The organism is Candidatus Sulfotelmatobacter sp. (assembly GCA_035504415.1).
Classification (GTDB): Bacteria; Vulcanimicrobiota; Vulcanimicrobiia; order Vulcanimicrobiales; family Vulcanimicrobiaceae; genus Vulcanimicrobium.
The window spans coordinates 173,481-190,525 of sequence record DATJRY010000011.1; the positions used below are offsets into that span (position 1 = coordinate 173,481).

The window sequence follows — 17,045 nt, forward strand, 5'->3', positions numbered from 1 at the left end:
CCATCCAGCGCAGGATCGCGCCTCCCGTGTGGCTGAACGCGTGAATCTGCTCATGCGCCTTACGGTAGCCTGCATGCTCGCGTGCGCGCTCGCGGTCGGTCTTCCATCGCTCGCGGCGGCCACGCCGACGAGGAGCCTCGACGTGCGCGGCCGGCAGGTCGACTTCTTCTACGACCGCTACGAGATGACGGCGGACGGCGACGTGCGGGTCCAGCTCTCCGACGGGACCGTGATCCGCGGCGACACCTTCGCCATGGACCTCAAGCTCAATCGCTACATCGTCGCCGGCAACGTCCACGTCGACGGCAAGACCGTCCACCTGACGGGGGCCGCGCTGGCCGGCTACCTGGACCTGGACAAGACCTACTTCTTGCCCGAGACGACCGGAGCGCCGCAACGCTGGACGTTCTTCGGCAGCGATTGGACCGACGAGCACCCCGGTCGCGCACAGCCGGGCGACACGTTCTACCTGCCCGACCTGACCGGACTACGCCCCTACATCCGCGCGCAACGGGTGCTGATCGTCCCGCGCGACGTCGCAACCTTCACCAACTTGAGCATCGCGCCGCTGGGCCTCTCGGTGCCGCTGCCGCGCTACGTGTTCGTCTTCTCAGCCAACTCGCACTATTTCGAGAACGCGTTCGCGGGCGGGCGCTTCGACGTCGGCATCCCGCTGCTCGGCGGCGAGCACAGCCTGAGCGCGCTGCACGTGCGCAACGACCCGATCGACGGCACGTATCTGGCCTTCGACCAGCACTTCGTGTGGGACAAAGACTACGTCGTCTTCGCCATCGACCCGCTCACGCAGCCGCAGAAGCAGATCAACCTGATCGGCTACAAGCGCTGGTCTCCCAAGTTCGAGAGCCGCATCTTCGCGCAAGAGACGATCGACGCGCAAGAGCCGTCGGTCACGCACGACCTAGGCCTGTTCGGTGAGCCCGCGAACGCCGCGGCGTTCGGCGAGCTCGACCTCAACGCCGGCCTGCGCCATTCCGGTCTCTCGTTCGTGCGCGACAACTATTACGGCTATCTGCTGGGGTACTACCACCCGCCCGACGACGCGGCGTTCGACCCGGACCCGCCGTACGACCCGCGCTGGCGCGAGCACCCGACGACCACCACGCTGAGCTGGACGGAGGCCGAGACGCGCGCCTTCGGCCGCTACGCGCCGCTGCTCTTCCGGCTGCGCAGCGGCGTCGGCGACGCGCACGACGTCTACGGCGAAGGCGGCTTCCCCAACGAGCAGCCGGGGCCCGAGGACGCCTTCTATCACTATCTGGGCGGCACGTTCTACACCTCGCCGATCAAGGTCGGCCGGTACTCGTTCAGCACCAGCTACGACCGTCAGCTCGAGTGGTTCAATACGCCGCACTTGCTCGACGAAGGCGACCTGCGCTTCGCGCTGGGGCGTCCGTTCGACAAGCAGCACATCAACGCGTTCCTCTCCTACGACGTCCAGACGCTCGACGACAAGTGGGGCGCGCTGCAGGACGAAGCCTACCCCGCGCCCTTCGGGAACACGATCTGCAACCCGGGCTACGGCTGCTACTCCGGCCAAGACGCGTTCGTCGGCCTGGCGACGATGCGCACCTGGTCGATCTCGGGCGTGTGGTCGCCCAGCAGCGCCTTCACGCTCAACGTGATCGCGCAGCGGCGCTACGACTTCCCGGCACCGGTGCCGGGTCCGCCGTACGGCTACGGCCGCTCGCCCGAGGACGTCACGGCAGATGTCCGCATTCGGCTGGCGCCGAACATCCTGCTCGACCTGAGCCGCACGTACTCGTTCGGGTTCGGCGGCAATCGCTGGAACCCGGGAGGGACGTTCGCACTCCTGCCATGACGACACGACGCATCTTCACGCTGCTTGCGATCCTCGCGCTGTGCGCGCTGGCGCTGCCCACGCTCGCGCAAGGCGGCCTCGTGCGCTTCACCGGCCAGCTGCTCGATGTGCGCGACGGCTACGTCTACTTCAGCACCGGCGATGCGTTCAAGCTCGCGCCCGACGTCAAGCTGCTCGACTACGTCACCGGCAAGCCGACGACGCTGCAGCCGCACGTCAAGCTCTACGCGCGCGCCGTGCTCGACCCCGCGACCAAACAGGTCACCGAGCTGGATCTGACGCCGAAGAAGGTGCCGTTCCAAACCGTCTTCGCGCCCGACGTGACGGCGGCCGCCGCCAACACCGCCACCGTCGTCGCACCCGAGCTGATCGGCGGCAAGCGCATCACCGGCAAGCAGGTGCCGGTGGAGTTCCTGGTCACCGTGCCGCCGACGACCGCGATCACCGACGTCGTCTACCTCGCGACCGACGTGAGCAACTGGAACCCGCAAGCGGTCCGGCTCGACCGCGTCGACGGCGAGCGCTACCGCACCGTGCTGCATCTGGCGTCGGGGACGAAGTTCACCTTCCGCGTCACGCGCGGCTCGTGGAACTCCGTCGCCGTCGGCCCCGACGGCCTCGAGGAAGATCCGATCACGTTCTTCGTCCCCGAGACCGACGCGTACTCGCGCAAGGTCACCGTGGCGGCGTGGTCCGACGACCGGACCGGAGCGCCGCAGGAGGCGCAGCCCGGCGCGGTGCCCACGCCCTTCAACCCGAACCCGTTCAACAACGGGAGCGGACTCTTCCCGCGCTCGCGCGCGACGCCGCCCGGCGGACTCCCGCCGACGCGGCCGGGACCGCAGAATCCCCCGTGACCGGCCGGCGCGCGGTGGCCGCGCTGGCCGCGGTGGCCGGTTTGGCCGGCCTTCCGGCGACCGCGTGGGCCCGGCCCAGCGCCGGCCTCGACGGTGGTACGATCCTCTTCTTCGCCGACACGTTGGCGCTGGTCGCGCGTAACGGCGCGACGCTGCGGCTCGACGGCGGCATCCGGGCCGGTGCCGACGCGATCGCGGTCGATTTGAAGACCGATCGCGTCGTGCTGGCCGGTCATGCCTTCATCCAGCGTGGCAGCCTGCGCGCGGACGCGGACGCGATCGCGCTCGACCTGGACGACCAGCGGATCGACCTGCTCGACCTCGCCAGCGGCGACCACCGCACGACGCGCGCGCTCGGCGAGGCCGTCCAAGCGCCGATCGATCCGGCGCGCTTCGCCTTCCCCGACGTCGTCGACCGCTACGCGTACATCCGGGCCAAGCACGCCGCGATCACGCCGCACGCCAACGTGCGCTTTCGCCCGGCGGCGTTCCCCACGTCGGTGGGGGCGGTGCCGGTCCCCTCGTACCTCTACACGTTCGCGACCTCGGCCGGCTTCGGCGCCAGCGCGCTGCCGGCGGCCGACTTCGATCAGCCCTACGGGCTGTGGGGAACGCCGTACGCGCTGACGACCGTGCACGGGCGCTGGATCGACGGACCGCCGGCCGGCCCCGACATCGGCCTGCAGGAGCAGCTCGCGAACGGCGACGTCGAGTACGCCACCGCGGCGGTCGATCAGCCGTTGCGCGGCCAGATGTCGACCGGCTTCGACGCCTACCGGCGCATGAGCCCGATCTACACGATCAGCGCGCAGGGCACCGATGCGCTGGGCATCTGGGCGGCGCAGACCAGCTTGGGCGCGGCCTTCGGCCAGGCCGGTGGACGCGTCACGCTGGTCGCCGGCTCGTTCGGAACCTCGTCGTTCGACACCAGCTTGCGGACGCCGGACCTGCCGCTCGTGGGCGGCACGACGCTGCGTCTGACCGGCGACGTCGGCTACGACGCGCGGCGCGGCGGCCTGCTGACGGTCCTGCCCGATGCCGCCCACTACGCGACCGTGTGGCGGCACAGCCTGGACGCGTTCCTGGCCACGCCGGTCGTGCGCGCGCCGCTGGGCACCCGCCTGAGCGCCACGCTGGAAGGAACGCGCACCTGGTACGCGTTCCCGCACCGCTACGACCAGCTGACGGGCACCGTCACCGCGTCCAAGCAGTTCAGCCGGGCGTTCACGATGCTGGGGACGTACCAGAACGCCTGGAGCGCCGAGGTCTATCCGTACGCGCAGGCGCTGTTCTATCCGCCCCCCAACCCGCCGCTGTTGGCACCGGACGGCACGCCGTGGTACGGCTACGACGCGTTCGCCGGCGTCGCGGTCGCGCGTTCCACGACGGTGACGGCGCAGCTGACGCCGAACGTCAACACGTCCGCGCAGCTGGCGGTGACGCGTAGCGACGACTTCTTGCAATTCGACGGGATCGGACCGCCGCCGTGGACCGTCACCGGGACGCTGCGCATGCGTCCCTTCCCGAACTTCGGGATCCAGCTCTCGCGCAGCTACGCCTTCGACTGGGGCGGCGTGCGTTGGGTCCCCCGTTGGAGCATCTCGATCACCCCGTGACCCATCCGCTGTTGATCGCCGCCGCGGCGGCCTCGCTCTTCCGTGTCGTGCCGCTCGCGTGCAGCGACGATCGCCTCGCGATCGCCGGCGGCGGCGTCGTGCGGCTCGCGGCCGGTGCCTCGTGCGCGGGGATCGTGCCCGGCAAGGCGATCGCGATCGAGCTCGACGCCGACGGCCGCGCCACCCCGCGCGCGCTCGATCCGGCCGCACATCCGGCCTCGGCCGCGGACGTGCCGAAGGCGGCGTACGTGCTGGCGCCGGTCGCGCCGGCGGACGCCGACACCGCCGACCAAGTGGTGGTCACGATCGACGTGTTCGTCCCGCCGCGCACGCCGGCCACCGACGACATCTACCTGAGCACCGATCGCAGCGACTGGAATCCGGCCGAGATCCGCATGGACCGCGTCGACCCGCGCCACTACCGGCTGGGCATCCCGCTGCGCCGCGGCGCGCGGCTCGCGTTTCGCGTCACGCGCGGCAGCTTCGGGACGACCGAGCGCGACGCGGCCCGCGCGCTGCCGCCGGCGCACGTGGTGATCGGCGCGCCGAACGTCGACGTACGGGTCACGGTCGCGGCCTGGGCGGACATCGATTGAGCGGCGACTCCCTGCGGGCGGCGCCGGCACCGCGCTTCGCGGTGCGCGACAACGCCGCCGTCAACGCGCTCTGGCTGGGGATCCAGTTCCAGGACGCGGCGATCCTGGCCATCATCGTCCCCGCGATCCTCCTGCAGCTCGACCGGCAGCACGGCACCAACGTGCACACCGACGTGCTGGCGCTGTACGCGACGCTGGCGGCGATCGCGGCGACGTTCGTGCCGATGGTCGCCGGCGCGCTCTCGGACCGTGCGCGCCGGCGCGGCGGCGACCGCCGTCGCGAGACGGCGATCGCGCTGGCCGTCGACGTGTTGGCGCTGGGCGCGATGGCGATCTCGCACACCATCGGCTTGCTCGGGCTCGAGGTCGTCGCGGCCAGCATCGCGATCGCGGCCGCGTCGACGATCTATCAGGCGCTGCTGCCCGACGTCGTCCCCAAGAGCGCATGGGGCGCGGCCGCCGGGATGCGCGGCGCGATGACGCTGCTCGGCACGGTGCTCGGCCTGGCCGCGGCCGCGCGGTTGACGCCGCACGTCGCACTGCTGGTGATGGCGCTGTTCATCGTGCTTTCGGCGACCTCGCTGTTGGCGATCCGGCACGAGCGGCGCGACGAGCCGGTCCGCTCGCACGCGGTCGTGCGCGACTGGCACGACCTGGGCATCACGCTGGTCGCGCGCGGCTGGATCGTGCTGGGCATGACGCTGCTGCAGACCTACATCTTGTACTTCTTCAGCGACGTGCTGCGCGTCCGCGACGCGTCGCTGGGGACGGGCCTGGTCGCCGGTGCCGCGCTGGTCGGCGCGATCGGCTCGAGCATCACGACCGGCGTGCTCTCCGACCGCGTCGACCGGCGCTACGTGGTCGCGCTCTCGGGCATCCCGATGACGCTGGCCGCGCTCGGCTTCGCGCTGGCGCCGCAGGCGAACCTGATCTTCTTGTACGCGGCGCTGTTCGGTCTAGGCTACGGCGGCGTGTTCTCGGTGGGCTGGGCGCTGGCGCTCGACGCGATCCCCGAGCTGGGCGACGCCGCGCGCGACCTGGGCATTTGGGGAACGCTCTCCAACATGCCGGGGATCGCGGCGCCGGCGCTGGGCGCGTGGATCATCGCGCACGGTGCGACGCCCCGCGACGGCTATCGCGCGCTGTTCGCGTTGGCCGGCGGCTGCTTCTTCGTCGGCTCGCTGATCGTGCTGCGGGTCGGCCGTAACCCGGTCGCGTCGATCTGGTCGGCGCTGTTCGTCGCGCTCACGTGCGTCTTCCGGCAACCGTATCTGCGGCTGTTCCGCCTGCGCGTGCGCTCGTGGGGGCGGCTGCCGTTCCGCCGCGGTCCGACCGTCTTGATCGCCAACCACCAGCACGAAGACGAATCCGAAACGGTCATGCAGCGCACGTTCCTGCAAGGGCCGTGGCGCGCTCCCATCCTCACCGCCTCGACGCGGCGCATGTACGAGCCGGGCTTCTTCGCCTGGCGCATGCCGTGGCTGGCGCCGTTCGCGCGCGAGCTCAACGCGGGCGGGATGTTCTACGCGCTCGGCATGCTGCCGATCGAGAACCAGCTCAACGCGCAGCCCCTGCGCAGTCTCGCGCGCGCGGTGCGCGCTGCCCACGGCAACCTGCCGGTGAACGCCGTCTTCCGCGACGCGGCGCTGGCGCTGCTGCCGCCCGGCGCGGCGACCCTCGACGACGTCCTCGCGCCGCGCAACTTCAACGCCGGCGAGCGCGCGGTGAAGATCGCCTACCTGCACGAACCCTATCGCCGCGAGACGCTCGAACGCATCCGCGCCTCGATCGACGAGGACGTCGCGCGCATCGTCGACGTGACGCGGCGCGGAGCGACCTTCTTCGTCACCCCGGAAGGCAACTACAGCACCGACGGCCGGATGCGGCCGCTGCGCGGCATCGTCGACCATCTGTTGGCGGTCGCCGATCCGTGGCTGCTGGCGATCTCGTTCGATCCGTTCCGCGGCCGCCGGCTCTCGTTCATGTACCGCATCGTGCGGCCCGCCCGCCGCGACGCGATCGACACCTCGCTCGCCGCCGCGCGCCCGTTCACGACCAGCGGTCTGCTGGCGCGTTGGCTGCTCGCGGTCGATCTGCCGTTCGAGGCCGAAGAAGCGCGCGCGGGCGTCGCGCGCGCGCTGGCCGCGCTGCCGCCCGGCGCGTTCGTCGACCCGGAGCTGCGCCGCGATCCCGCGCGCGTCGTCGACGAAGCGCTGGCGACGATGGCCCGCCGCGGCTGGCTGATCGCCGAGGGCGCACGCTGGCGGCTGGCGGACGTACGCGTCGACCCGCGCTTTCGCGGCGTCGCCGACATCGTCGCCTATCAGGCGACGTTCGCGAACGAGACGCTCGCCGCGCTCGAACGGCTGGCGGCGGCGGCTTAGCGCACGACGACGTTGGCGGCGGCCTGCGTCATGCGGCCGCGCGCGTCGTGCGCGCGAAACGTCACCGCGTACGCGCCGCTGAACGGCGGGATGTAGAACGGCACCCGCGCGTCACAGGCGAACTCGCCGGGTCCGATCTGCGCCACGCGGATCGTCCGCCCGGCGGCGATCGCGACGACCGAGACCACCTGCGTGGTCGTGTGGACCTCGGCGTGCACCAGCGTGCCGCGATGGACGACGGTCGGCGAGAGCCGAATCTCGAGGATCTGCGGCATCCCGTCGGGGGTCGCGAGCGGGCTCGGCTCCTGGGCGGCGGGACCGGCCGCGAGCATCGCGGGCTGCTGGGCCCGCACCCCGGCGGTCGCCGCCGCCAGGGCGGCGGAAAGGGCCAACCCGAGGCGAATGGCACGGCCCATGGCCGGGACCCTGAGCATTGTCGCGCCCTTGTACAACGAAGAAGGGAACGTCACCGAACTGGTGCGCCGCCTGAGCGCGGTCGCGGCGTCCATCGACGTGGACGGGTACGAGATCGTGCTGGTGAACGACGGCAGCAAGGACCGGACACTCGCACTTCTTCGGGAGCACGCGGCACGCGACCCGCACCTGGTGATCGTCGACCTCTCGCGCAACTTCGGTCATCAGCTCGCGGCGACCGCCGGCTTGGACACGGCGCGCGGCGACGCGGTCGTGCTGATCGACGCCGACCTGCAAGACCCGCCCGAGCTGATCCCCGAGATGGTCGCCCGCTGGCGCGACGGCTACGACGTCGTCTTCGCCGTGCGCCGCAATCGCAAGGGCGAGAGCGCGTTCAAGCTGTTCACCGCGCGGATGTTCTACCGCGTCATCCGCCGGCTCACCAACGTCGACATCCCGGTCGACTCGGGTGACTTCCGGCTCTTCTCGCGCCGCGTGCTGACCGCCCTGAGCTCGATTCGCGAGCGGCACCGCTTCATCCGCGGACTGGTCTCCTGGGTCGGCTACAAGCAAGTCGCGGTCTTCTACGACCGCGACGAACGTTTCTCGGGCGCGACCAAGTACCCGCTCTCGAAGATGCTGCGCTTCGCGATCGACGGCATCACCTCGTTCAGCGACATCCCGCTGCGCCTGGTGACCTGGTTCGGCTTCATCGTCTCGGCGATCGCGTTCCTGGTCGCGCTGGTCGAGATCGGCGTGCGCATCTTCACCGGCTACAACTTGCCCGGTTACACCTCGACCATCTTCGCCATCCTGTTCTTGGGCGGCGTGCAGCTGATCGGCATGGGGATCTTGGGCGAGTACGTCGGCCGCATCTACGACGAGATCAAAGGCCGTCCGCTCTACTTGTTGGCCAGCGTCGAGCGCGGCGAGACGGCGCCGGTTCGCGGCGAGGACCGCGGGGAGATCGTACGGACGTCGTGATCGGCGCGCCGCCGCTGGACGCGGTGGCGACGGCATGGTTCGTGCTGCTGGCGCTCGCGACGGCGCTGCTGGGTTGGCGCCGTCCGGCCGGCGTGCCGTGCGTGCTGGTCCTGGTCGACCCGTTCGCGCTCACGCGGTATGTCGGCCACACCACGCTGACGTCGTTCAAAGCGGCGTTGGTCGGCGGACTGGTGGGGCTGCTGGCGCACGGCGCGCTGCGCTGGCCGCGCGAGCGGACCGCACGCGCGACGCTGCTGGTGCTGCTGGTGCTCGTGGCGGCGACGGCGGCGACCATTCCCCACGCCGCGCTGCGCGCGCCGGCGGTGCGCGAAACGCTCAAGGCGTTCGAGTACCTGGTCGTGTTCGCCGTCGCCTGGGCGGCGGCGCGCGGGAGCGCCGACGCGTCGCGGCTGTTCGGCCTGGCGTGCGGTGCCGCCGTCGTGCTGGTCGGCGTCGACGCCCTGCGCGACTACCTGCACCCGCAATCGGGCCTGTACGTGCGCAACGTTCCGATCGTGCGGCTGGCCGGTCATCTCGAGGGTCCCAATCAGCTGGCGGCCTGGCTCGGCCTCGCGCTGCCGGCCGCGATCGCCGAGATCGCGGCGTGGCCGCTGATGGTGGCCGTGCTGATCGTCGGCGGCGTGGTCTGCGCGCTCACGCTCTCGCGCGGCGGGATCGCGCAGACGGCGATCGCGCTGGGCGGCGCGGTCTGGAGCCGCGGCGCGAACCGCCGCGTGACGGTCGCCGTCGCGTCGCTGGCGGTGGCGCTGGCGCTCGGCACGCTGGCCTTCTCGACCCACACCAAGGGCACCATCACGCACGTCGGCTCGCTGCGCGGCAGCGTCGACTACGGCGGCACCGGCACGCGCGCGATCCTCTGGCGCGCCGCGGTGGCGATGGCCCGCGCGCACCCGCTGCTCGGCGTGGGCGCGGGCAACTTCGAGCTCGAGCTGCCCGACTACGGTGCGCCGCCGGGAGTCCGCACGCAGGCCAACTCGCTCTACCTCGAAGCCGCGGCCGACGGCGGCCTGGTGCTGCTGATTCCGACGCTGCTGGCCGCGCTGCTGCCGCCGGTGCTGCTGCTGCGCGCGGGCACCGCGCGTCGCTTGGCGTTCGTCGCCGGCGTCGCGGGGTTGGCCCTCGCGGCGCACGGCGTCATCGACGACGTGACCTTCTACACCAAGGTCGGTCAGCTGTGGTGGGTGCTGGCCGGCGTCGCGGCCGCCAGCGCCGGCGGCTCCTCTTCGTCGCCGAGCGAGACCCCCGGCACCAAGTAGCGCCGCACGTAATCGGCGACCGCGTCCTCGAGCGAGGTCGCCGGCCGCGTCCAGCCCGCTTCGCGCAGCCGATCGATGGTCGCGACGGTGCGGTACTGATACTTCCCGCGCAGCACCGCCGGCATCTCGACGTAGCTGATGCGCGGCGGCAGCTCGAGCGCCGCGAAGACCGCCTGCGCGAGCGCGTTCCACGAACGGTCGCGTCCGGCGCCGACGTTGTACAGGCCGCTCGCGCTGGGCGTGAAGCCCAAGTAGGCGGTGATCGCGGCGGCGTCCTTGACGTAGAGGAAGTCGCGCGTCTGCTCGCCGTCGGCGATGCCGGGCCGGTAGCTCTGGAACAGCTCGATCGTGCCGCGCGCGCGGATCTGTTCGTACGCCTTGGCGACCACGCTGCGCATCTCGCCCTTGTGGTCCTCGTTGGGGCCGAAGACGTTGAAATATTTCAACCCGACGGCGCGCTCGAGCAGCCCCTCGCGGCGCAGCCACAGATCGAAGAGGTGCTTGGAGTACCCGTACATGTTGAGCGGCCGCAGCGCGTGCGGATCGAGATCTTCGCGCAGGTTCGTCTCGCGCGCGCCGTAGGTGGCCGCCGACGAGGCGTAGACGAAGCGCGCGCCGCGGGCGAACGCCCAGCGCGCGACCTCTTGCGAGCGGCGCACGTTGTTGGCGACCAGGTACGACGCGTCGCGCTCGGTGGTGGCCGAGCACGCACCCAGATGGAAGACGGCTTCGATCGTGCCGAACGCTTCCGGATCGGCGACGATGCGCGGGTAGAACTCCTCGGCGTCGAGGTACTCGGCGAAGCGGAGCGGGACCAGGTGCCGCCACTTCTCGCTCGTCCCGAGCCGGTCGACGACGACGAGGTTCTCGCGCCCGTCGAGGTTGAGCTGACGGACCAACGCGGAGCCGATCAAGCCGGCTCCGCCCGTGACGACGACTCGCGCGCCTGGGTTCACGCCGGCCTCACTTCGCCGAGCCGATGAGGTCCGCATCCCGAATGACGGCCGCGATCAGCGGACGCGGGGCGGGCGGTGCCGGCGCGATCGTGAACGCCGCCGCGACGCGGCGCGGATCGAGCGACGGGCCGAGCACCTCGGCCAGGACGTCGCCCGGGCGGACCGGCGTGCCGACCCGGCCGACGATGCGCAGTCCGGCGAACGGCCCGTCGGCCAGAACCGATTCGCGCGCCAACCGGCCGATCGCGACGGCGTCGATCGCGGCGACGAAGCCGGCTTCGGTCGCGAGCGCGCTGACGCGGTGCGGGTGCGGGGCGATCGTCTCGATCGCGCCGGGCACCGCGCCCTGCGCTTCGAGCAGCTCGACGAACTTCGCGTAGGCCGCGCCCGAGTGCAGCGCGTCCAGCGCGCGCGGCGTCAGCTCGCGTTCCGGGACGCCGCCGACCCGCAGCATCTCGTGGGCGATCGAGAGCACGCCGTCGGCCAGCCGCGGGTCGCGCTCGTCGCCGCGCAGGAAGTCGCGCGCCTCGACGGCTTCGATCCCGGTCCCCACCGCGGCACCCAGCGGTTCGTCCATGTCGCCGACCAGCGCGCTGGCGCGCCGCCCGAAGCGCGCCGCGAGCGCGACCAAGGTGCGGGCCAGCTCAGCCGCCTCGCCGGTGTCGCGCATGAACGCGCCGCGCCCGGTCTTGACGTCGAACACGATCGCCCCGGCGCCGCCGGCGATCTTCTTGGAGACCATCGAGGCCGCGATCAAGCCGATCGAGCGCACGGTGGCGGTGCGATCGCGCAGCGCGTAGAGTTTCTTGTCGGCCGGCGCCAGCCGGTCCGTCGCGGCCGCGATCGCGCAACCGATCCGCTCGACTTGCGTCACGAACCGCTCCGCCGAGAGATCGGTGTGCACGCCGGGGATCGCTTCGAGCTTGTCCAGGGTGCCGCCGGTGTGTCCGAGCGCGCGCCCGGACAGCTTCGCGACCGGCACGCCGCAGGCCGCGACCAACGGGACCGCGATCAGCGAGACCGTGTCGCCGACCCCGCCCGAGGAGTGCTTGTCGACGACCGCCGCCCCGTGGAACTCGAGCACGTCGCCCGACCGGACCATGGCGTCGGTCAGAGCGACGATCTCGGCGTCGGTCATCCCGTGCCAGTTGACGGCCATCGCCAGGGCGGCCATCGAGGCCTCGTCGACGCTGCCCTCGACGTAGCCGGCGATGAGCCGGTGCCAGGTGGCGTCCTGCAACGCTCCGCCGTCGCGCTTCGTTTCCAGGGCCAGCCGGACCCAATCGTCGGCCGGGATGGCCGCCTCCGCGCGATCGATCACCATGATCCGGCTCGGATTCGTCTCTCCCGGGCAGAAAGACCTCGGAGATGTTGTCCCTCGTCGTGCTCCCGCTGCTGATCGCGCTGGCCCAGCCCGCGCCCACGCCGCAGCCCGTCCCGACTGCGCCGGTCCCGAGCGTCCAGACGCCGAGCCCGGTCCCGGTCCCCTCGCCCAGCCCGGTCGCGACGCCGACGCCGACCCCGGCGCCGAGCCCGACCCCGGTGCTCTTCGGCTACGTCGTCGACCCCTCGCCGGCGCCGTCCGGCGCGCCGCAGATCGTCGAGGTCTCGCTCAACGACAAGGTGCTGCACGCCGGCGGGATGCTGCTGGTCAAGGTCACCACCAGCGCCGACGTCACCACGCTTTTTGCGCGCACGATGGGCCACCAAATCGGGATACCCTTGATCTCGCCGGGCATCTTCGCCGGTCAGACGCAGCTGCCGGACCAGATCCCGTTCTTCTTCCTCAACCGCACCTACGCGATCGACTTCGTCGGCACGACCGCCGACGGCCGCAGCACCACGGCTTCGCTGCCCGTCCGGCTCGAGCGCTAGCAAACAAAGAGACCGCGCGCCGTCGGGCACGCGGTCTACCGTTGCAATCACGCGGCGGCCGCAGCCGCTCGGACGTTACTGAACGACCTTGACGTCGATCTTGCGAGGCTGCGCCTTGGGGTGCAGGTGCAGTCCGAGCGCGAGCAGGCCGTGCTCGACCTTGGCGTCGATCGTCTCGGGATCGACCTCCTCCGGAAGGAGGATGGAGCGCTGGAACGAGCGCCGCTCGCTCTTGCCCGTCACCGTGAGGACGCGATCCTCGACCGTGACCTCGATCTGATCGGGCTTGAAGCCCGGGACCGGGATCTCGACCGTCCAGCCGTTCTCGGTCTTCTGCACGTCCACGCCCAGACCGTAGCCGGCGCCGTTCGCGCCGATGAACGCACGCACCGGGTCGAACCCGAACAACTCACTCACCAGCCCGCGGTTGTTGCCGCTCGGACGGGTTGCCAGACCAGCCATCTTCTCTGCCTTGCCTCCGACGTTTACCGCCGCCCCGACGAGGGACGGCCAAATTTATGACACCCCTATTGTACGAGCGACTGGCAATCCTGTCAATAGACTGCTAACACCGCCAGAATTGGGCCCGCGGTGGTATGATGGAGGACCCGTGCCGCCCGACGTCCTCGCCCCATCCCTGGTCCGCGCCCTTCCCGCCTCCTCGCGCCCGCTCGCCGAGCTGATCGAGCGCTTGCGCGCACCCATCGACGAGCGTGGGCACGCTTTCTCGCTGCACGAGACGACGCCGACGGCGCGGCCGTACTTGCTGGCGGCGCTGCACGGCGCGTTGGGCGGCCAGATCCTGGTCGTCGTGCCGACCTCCGACATCGCCGAGCGCACGTTCACCGACCTGACGTACTACTTCGGCGAGAAAGAGCCGGAGCGGGTCGCGCTGCTGCGTCCGCGCGACGAGACGCTGGGCGCCATCGAGTCGCCGTCCGAGCGCAGCGCGCGCATGACGCTGCTGGCCGACCTGTGCGCCCGCAAGCCGCAGGTCATCGTCGCGCCGGTCGGCGCGCTGCGCCAGTACGTCATCCCGCGCGGCGTGTTCGAAGGCGCGGCGCGCACGCTGCGCGTCGGTGCCACCGCCGATTGGGAAGAGACGCTGGCCTGGCTCTACCGGCTCGGCTACGCGCGCGTCGACGTCGTCAGCGCGGCCGGCGAGTTCGCCGTGCGCGGCGGCATCCTCGACGTCTTCCCCACCACCGCCGAGTGCCCGGTCCGGATCGAGTTCTTCGGCGACGAGATCGAGTCGATGCGACCGTTCGCGGTGCAGTCGCAGCGCTCGAGCGGCGCGCTCGACGCGGTGCACGTCACGCCCTGGCTCGAGGTGCTGCGCGACGAGACGCTGCGCGCCAACGTACTGGCGCGCGCGCAGGGCGAAGCCGGCGTCATCTCGGCGCTGCGCGCGTACGTGGGCGGCGGCGCCGACGTCCCCGAGCCGTGGCTGGCACTGGCCTACGACGAGCGCGCGACCGTGCTCGACTATCTCGACCCGCGCGCGCTGATCGTGCTCGAAGAGCCCGGTCTGCTCGAGACCGTCGAGCGCGGCCTCGAAGAGGAACGCAGCCGCGGCGCGCAAGCGCTGATGGCCGGCGTCGACTCCGGCGAGCTCGACGTGCGCGACGACGAAGTCGGCGAAGCGCTGCTGGCCGAGGTCGTCGCACCGTATCCGACGCTGCGCGATCAGACCGCGCGCTTGGCGGCGCGGCGCGTGCTGATCGTCACCGGCGGCATCGAGGTGGGCGAGCAGTCGTGGCTGCCCGACGCGCAGGAGAGCTTCGTGCTCGAGACGCGTCCGGTCGAGCACTTCAACCGGCGCGTCGAGCTGTTCACCCAAGCGGTTCGCGAGTGGGTCGCCGCCGGCGAGACGCTGTGGCTGGTCGCCTCGGGCGCCTCGCGCCTGGCCGAGATCGTGCGCGCCGCCGGCGTGGGCGTCGAGCGCAGCGCGCCGCTGGTGCACTTGCGCGCGAGCGTCGGCACCGACGGCGTCGCGATGAGCGCGTCCGGCGTGCCGCGCGCCGGCACGGTCTACGTCGATCAAGGCTCGATCGAGAGCGGCTTCGCGATCCCGGGGCTGCACTTGCGCGTGCTGGGCGATCGCGAGATCTTCGGCCAACCCGCCAAGCGCGTCAAGCTGCGCGCGGTGAAGGAAGGCGTCCCGGTCACGCTGGCCGATCTGCGGGTCGGCGACTACGTGGTGCACGCCGTGCACGGCATCGGGCAATACCTGGGCCTGCGCACCGAGACGATCCTCGGCGCGACCAGCGACTATCTCGACCTCCGCTACGCGGGCACCGATCGCATGCTGGTCCCGGTGCACCAGATGCATCAGGTCACCAAGTACACCGCCAACGAAGGCACCGCGCCGCGCCTCTCGCGCATGGGCGGCGCCGACTGGGCCCGCACCAAGACGCGCGTCTCCGAGAAGCTGGCCGAGATCGCCGAAGGGCTGGTCGCGCTGTACGCCGAGCGCGAGGTCGCGCGCGGCCACGCCTTCGCGCCCGACACGCCGTGGCAGGCCGAGCTCGAAGAGTCGTTCCCCTACGAGCCGACGCCCGACCAAGCCAAAGCGATCGACGAGACCAAGCACGACATGGAATCACCGCGCCCGATGGACCGGCTGGTCTGCGGCGACGTCGGCTACGGCAAGACCGAAGTCGCGGTGCGCGCGATCTTCAAGGCGATCGCCGACAAGAAGCAGGTCGCGTTCCTGTGCCCGACCACGCTGCTGGCCGCGCAGCACACGCGCACGCTGCTGACCCGCTTCGCCTCGTTCCCGGTGCGGATCGAAGAGCTCTCGCGCTTCAAGAGCAAGAAAGAGCAGCGCGCCGTGCTCGACGATCTCGCGCAAGGCAAGGTCGACGTCGTCGTCGGGACGCACCGCATCCTGCAGAAGGACGTCGTCTTCCAGGACCTGGGGCTGATCGTGGTCGACGAGGAGCAGCGCTTCGGGGTCATGCACAAGGAGCGGCTCAAGCAGCTGCGCGCGACCGTCGACGTGCTGACGCTCTCGGCCACGCCGATCCCGCGCACGCTGCAGATGTCGCTGATGGGCGTGCGCGATCTCTCGCTGATCCAGACCGCGCCCAAGAACCGCATGTCGATCAAGACGGTCGTCGTGCCGCAGTCCGACGCCGTCATCCAGCACGCGATCGCCGCCGAGCTCGACCGCGGCGGACAAGTCTACTACGTCCACAACCGGATCGAGTCGATCTACGGCGTGGCGCGCGCGCTCGAACAGCTGGTGCCCAAGGCGCGGGTCGCGGTCGGGCACGGCCAGATGCGCGAGCACGAGCTGGAGCCGGTGATGAACGCGTTCATCGACGGCGAGGTCGACGTGCTCGTCTCGACGACGATCATCGAGAACGGGATCGACATCCCCAACGTCAACACCATCATCGTCAACGACGCCGACAAGTTCGGCTTGGCGCAGCTCTACCAGCTGCGCGGCCGGGTCGGCCGCTCGAACCATCAGGCCTACGCGTTCCTGCTGTATCAGGCGCACAAGGCGCTCAGCGAGGACGCCAAGGCGCGGCTCGAAGCGATCCGCGAGTTCACCCATTTGGGCAGCGGCTTGCAGATCGCGATGCGCGACCTGGAGATCCGCGGCGCCGGCAACCTGCTGGGCGCGGCGCAGTCGGGCTTCATCGGCGCGGTCGGCTTCGAGACCTACGCGCAGCTCTTGGCCGAAGCGATCGCCGAGCGCAAGGGCGTCGCCGCGGCGCACGAGGACGCCCGCGAGGCGGTCATCGACGTCAAGCTCGACGCCTACGTCCCCGACGACTACGTTCCGCAGATCTCGCAGAAGATCGCGATCTACCAGCAGCTCGCCGCGGCGCGCACGCTGGCGCAGGTCGACGAGACCGTCGCCTCGGTGCGCGACCGCTTCGGCGCACCGCCGCCGGAGTTCGACGCGCTGGTCGAGATCACGCGGCTGCGCGTGCTCGCGCTGGCGGTCGGCGTCACCCGCGTCGTCATCAACGAGCAGCGGCTGACGCTCGGCGTCGGCAGCGGCTTCGCGCTCGACCCGGCCGCCATCCCCAAGCTGCAGTCGATCTCGAAGAACCGCTTCCGCTTCGGCGAGGGGAAGATCACCGTCGACCTGCCGGTCCGCTCGGCCGAAGAGCAGCTCCCGACGCTGCACGCGCTGCTGGAGGCGCTGGCGCCCTAACCGCCGTTTTGCCCGGCCAGCCAGTTCGCGCGCGCCGTTCCCGGGCCGCCCTGGAGCCGATTCGCGGTCCTG

General features: G+C 71.1%; 13 protein-coding genes. 9 read left to right on the forward strand and 4 right to left on the reverse strand.

Features of this window, described 5'->3' with window-relative positions:
* Positions 1-28: 28 nt before the first annotated feature.
* The 5 genes from VMD91_07225 to VMD91_07245 are packed head-to-tail and all read left to right on the forward strand — an operon-like array spanning position 29 to position 7,293.
* Positions 29-1,840 carry a hypothetical protein gene (locus VMD91_07225; protein ID HTW83840.1) on the forward strand — a complete coding sequence of 604 codons (1,812 nt, stop codon included), beginning with the start codon at positions 29-31 and terminating at the stop codon, positions 1,838-1,840.
* Entirely contained in the window at positions 1,837-2,697 is an 861-nt protein-coding gene (locus VMD91_07230; GenBank protein ID HTW83841.1) for a hypothetical protein, read from the forward strand. Before VMD91_07225 ends, VMD91_07230 begins: the two co-directional genes overlap by 4 nt.
* Entirely contained in the window at positions 2,694-4,313 is a 1,620-nt protein-coding gene (locus VMD91_07235) for a hypothetical protein (GenBank protein ID HTW83842.1), read from the forward strand. Before VMD91_07230 ends, VMD91_07235 begins: the two co-directional genes overlap by 4 nt.
* Positions 4,310-4,909, forward strand: a complete 600-nt coding sequence (locus tag VMD91_07240) for a hypothetical protein (protein ID HTW83843.1) — start codon at positions 4,310-4,312, stop codon at positions 4,907-4,909. The genes VMD91_07235 and VMD91_07240 overlap by 4 nt, the downstream gene beginning before the upstream one ends.
* Positions 4,906-7,293, forward strand: a complete 2,388-nt coding sequence (locus tag VMD91_07245) for an MFS transporter (GenBank protein HTW83844.1) — start codon at positions 4,906-4,908, stop codon at positions 7,291-7,293. Before VMD91_07240 ends, VMD91_07245 begins: the two co-directional genes overlap by 4 nt.
* Here the strand turns inward: VMD91_07245 and VMD91_07250 are convergent.
* A complete protein-coding gene (locus VMD91_07250; protein ID HTW83845.1) occupies positions 7,290-7,727 on the reverse strand; it encodes a hypothetical protein in 438 nt (145 codons plus the stop codon). The genes VMD91_07245 and VMD91_07250 overlap by 4 nt on opposite strands.
* Here VMD91_07250 and VMD91_07255 point away from each other — a divergent pair.
* Both VMD91_07255 and VMD91_07260 read left to right on the forward strand, forming a co-directional pair.
* A complete protein-coding gene (locus VMD91_07255) occupies positions 7,708-8,691 on the forward strand; it encodes a glycosyltransferase family 2 protein (protein ID HTW83846.1) in 984 nt (327 codons plus the stop codon). The two genes, VMD91_07250 and VMD91_07255, sit on opposite strands and share 20 nt — an antisense overlap.
* Positions 8,688-9,968 (forward strand): O-antigen ligase family protein, encoded by a 1,281-nt coding sequence (locus VMD91_07260; protein HTW83847.1) that lies wholly within the window; start codon positions 8,688-8,690, stop codon positions 9,966-9,968. The genes VMD91_07255 and VMD91_07260 overlap by 4 nt, the downstream gene beginning before the upstream one ends.
* Here VMD91_07260 and rfaD read toward each other — a convergent pair.
* Together rfaD and VMD91_07270 are read right to left on the reverse strand one after the other, a co-directional pair.
* Positions 9,881-10,924 (reverse strand): ADP-glyceromanno-heptose 6-epimerase, encoded by a 1,044-nt coding sequence (rfaD, locus tag VMD91_07265; GenBank protein ID HTW83848.1) that lies wholly within the window; start codon positions 10,922-10,924, stop codon positions 9,881-9,883. The two genes, VMD91_07260 and rfaD, sit on opposite strands and share 88 nt — an antisense overlap.
* Before the next feature lie 7 nt (positions 10,925-10,931).
* Positions 10,932-12,245, reverse strand: coding sequence for a thymidine phosphorylase (locus VMD91_07270; GenBank protein ID HTW83849.1), 1,314 nt, complete (start codon positions 12,243-12,245; stop codon positions 10,932-10,934).
* Positions 12,246-12,292: 47 nt separating this feature from the next.
* Between VMD91_07270 and VMD91_07275 the strand changes: the two genes are divergently transcribed.
* Positions 12,293-12,799, forward strand: a complete 507-nt coding sequence (locus tag VMD91_07275) for a hypothetical protein (GenBank protein HTW83850.1) — start codon at positions 12,293-12,295, stop codon at positions 12,797-12,799.
* Positions 12,800-12,874: 75 nt separating this feature from the next.
* On the opposite strand, the gene VMD91_07280 is transcribed toward VMD91_07275, so the two are convergent.
* A complete protein-coding gene (locus VMD91_07280) occupies positions 12,875-13,261 on the reverse strand; it encodes an Hsp20/alpha crystallin family protein (protein HTW83851.1) in 387 nt (128 codons plus the stop codon).
* A 148-nt stretch (positions 13,262-13,409) separates the two neighbouring features.
* On the opposite strand from VMD91_07280, the gene mfd reads away from it, so the two are divergent.
* Complete coding sequence (gene mfd / locus VMD91_07285) at positions 13,410-16,973, forward strand: transcription-repair coupling factor (GenBank protein ID HTW83852.1); 3,564 nt, start codon at positions 13,410-13,412, stop codon at positions 16,971-16,973.
* Positions 16,974-17,045 lie beyond the last annotated feature (72 nt).

Coding starts and splice junctions, on each gene's coding strand:
- VMD91_07230 (HTW83841.1), top strand. CDS start 1,837: ATGACGACACGACGCATCTTCACGCTGCTTGCGATCCTCGCGCTGTGC.
- VMD91_07255 (HTW83846.1), top strand. CDS start 7,708: ATGGCCGGGACCCTGAGCATTGTCGCGCCCTTGTACAACGAAGAAGGG.
- VMD91_07250 (HTW83845.1), bottom strand. CDS start 7,727: ATGCTCAGGGTCCCGGCCATGGGCCGTGCCATTCGCCTCGGGTTGGCC.
- VMD91_07275 (HTW83850.1), top strand. CDS start 12,293: ATGTTGTCCCTCGTCGTGCTCCCGCTGCTGATCGCGCTGGCCCAGCCC.
- VMD91_07280 (HTW83851.1), bottom strand. CDS start 13,261: ATGGCTGGTCTGGCAACCCGTCCGAGCGGCAACAACCGCGGGCTGGTG.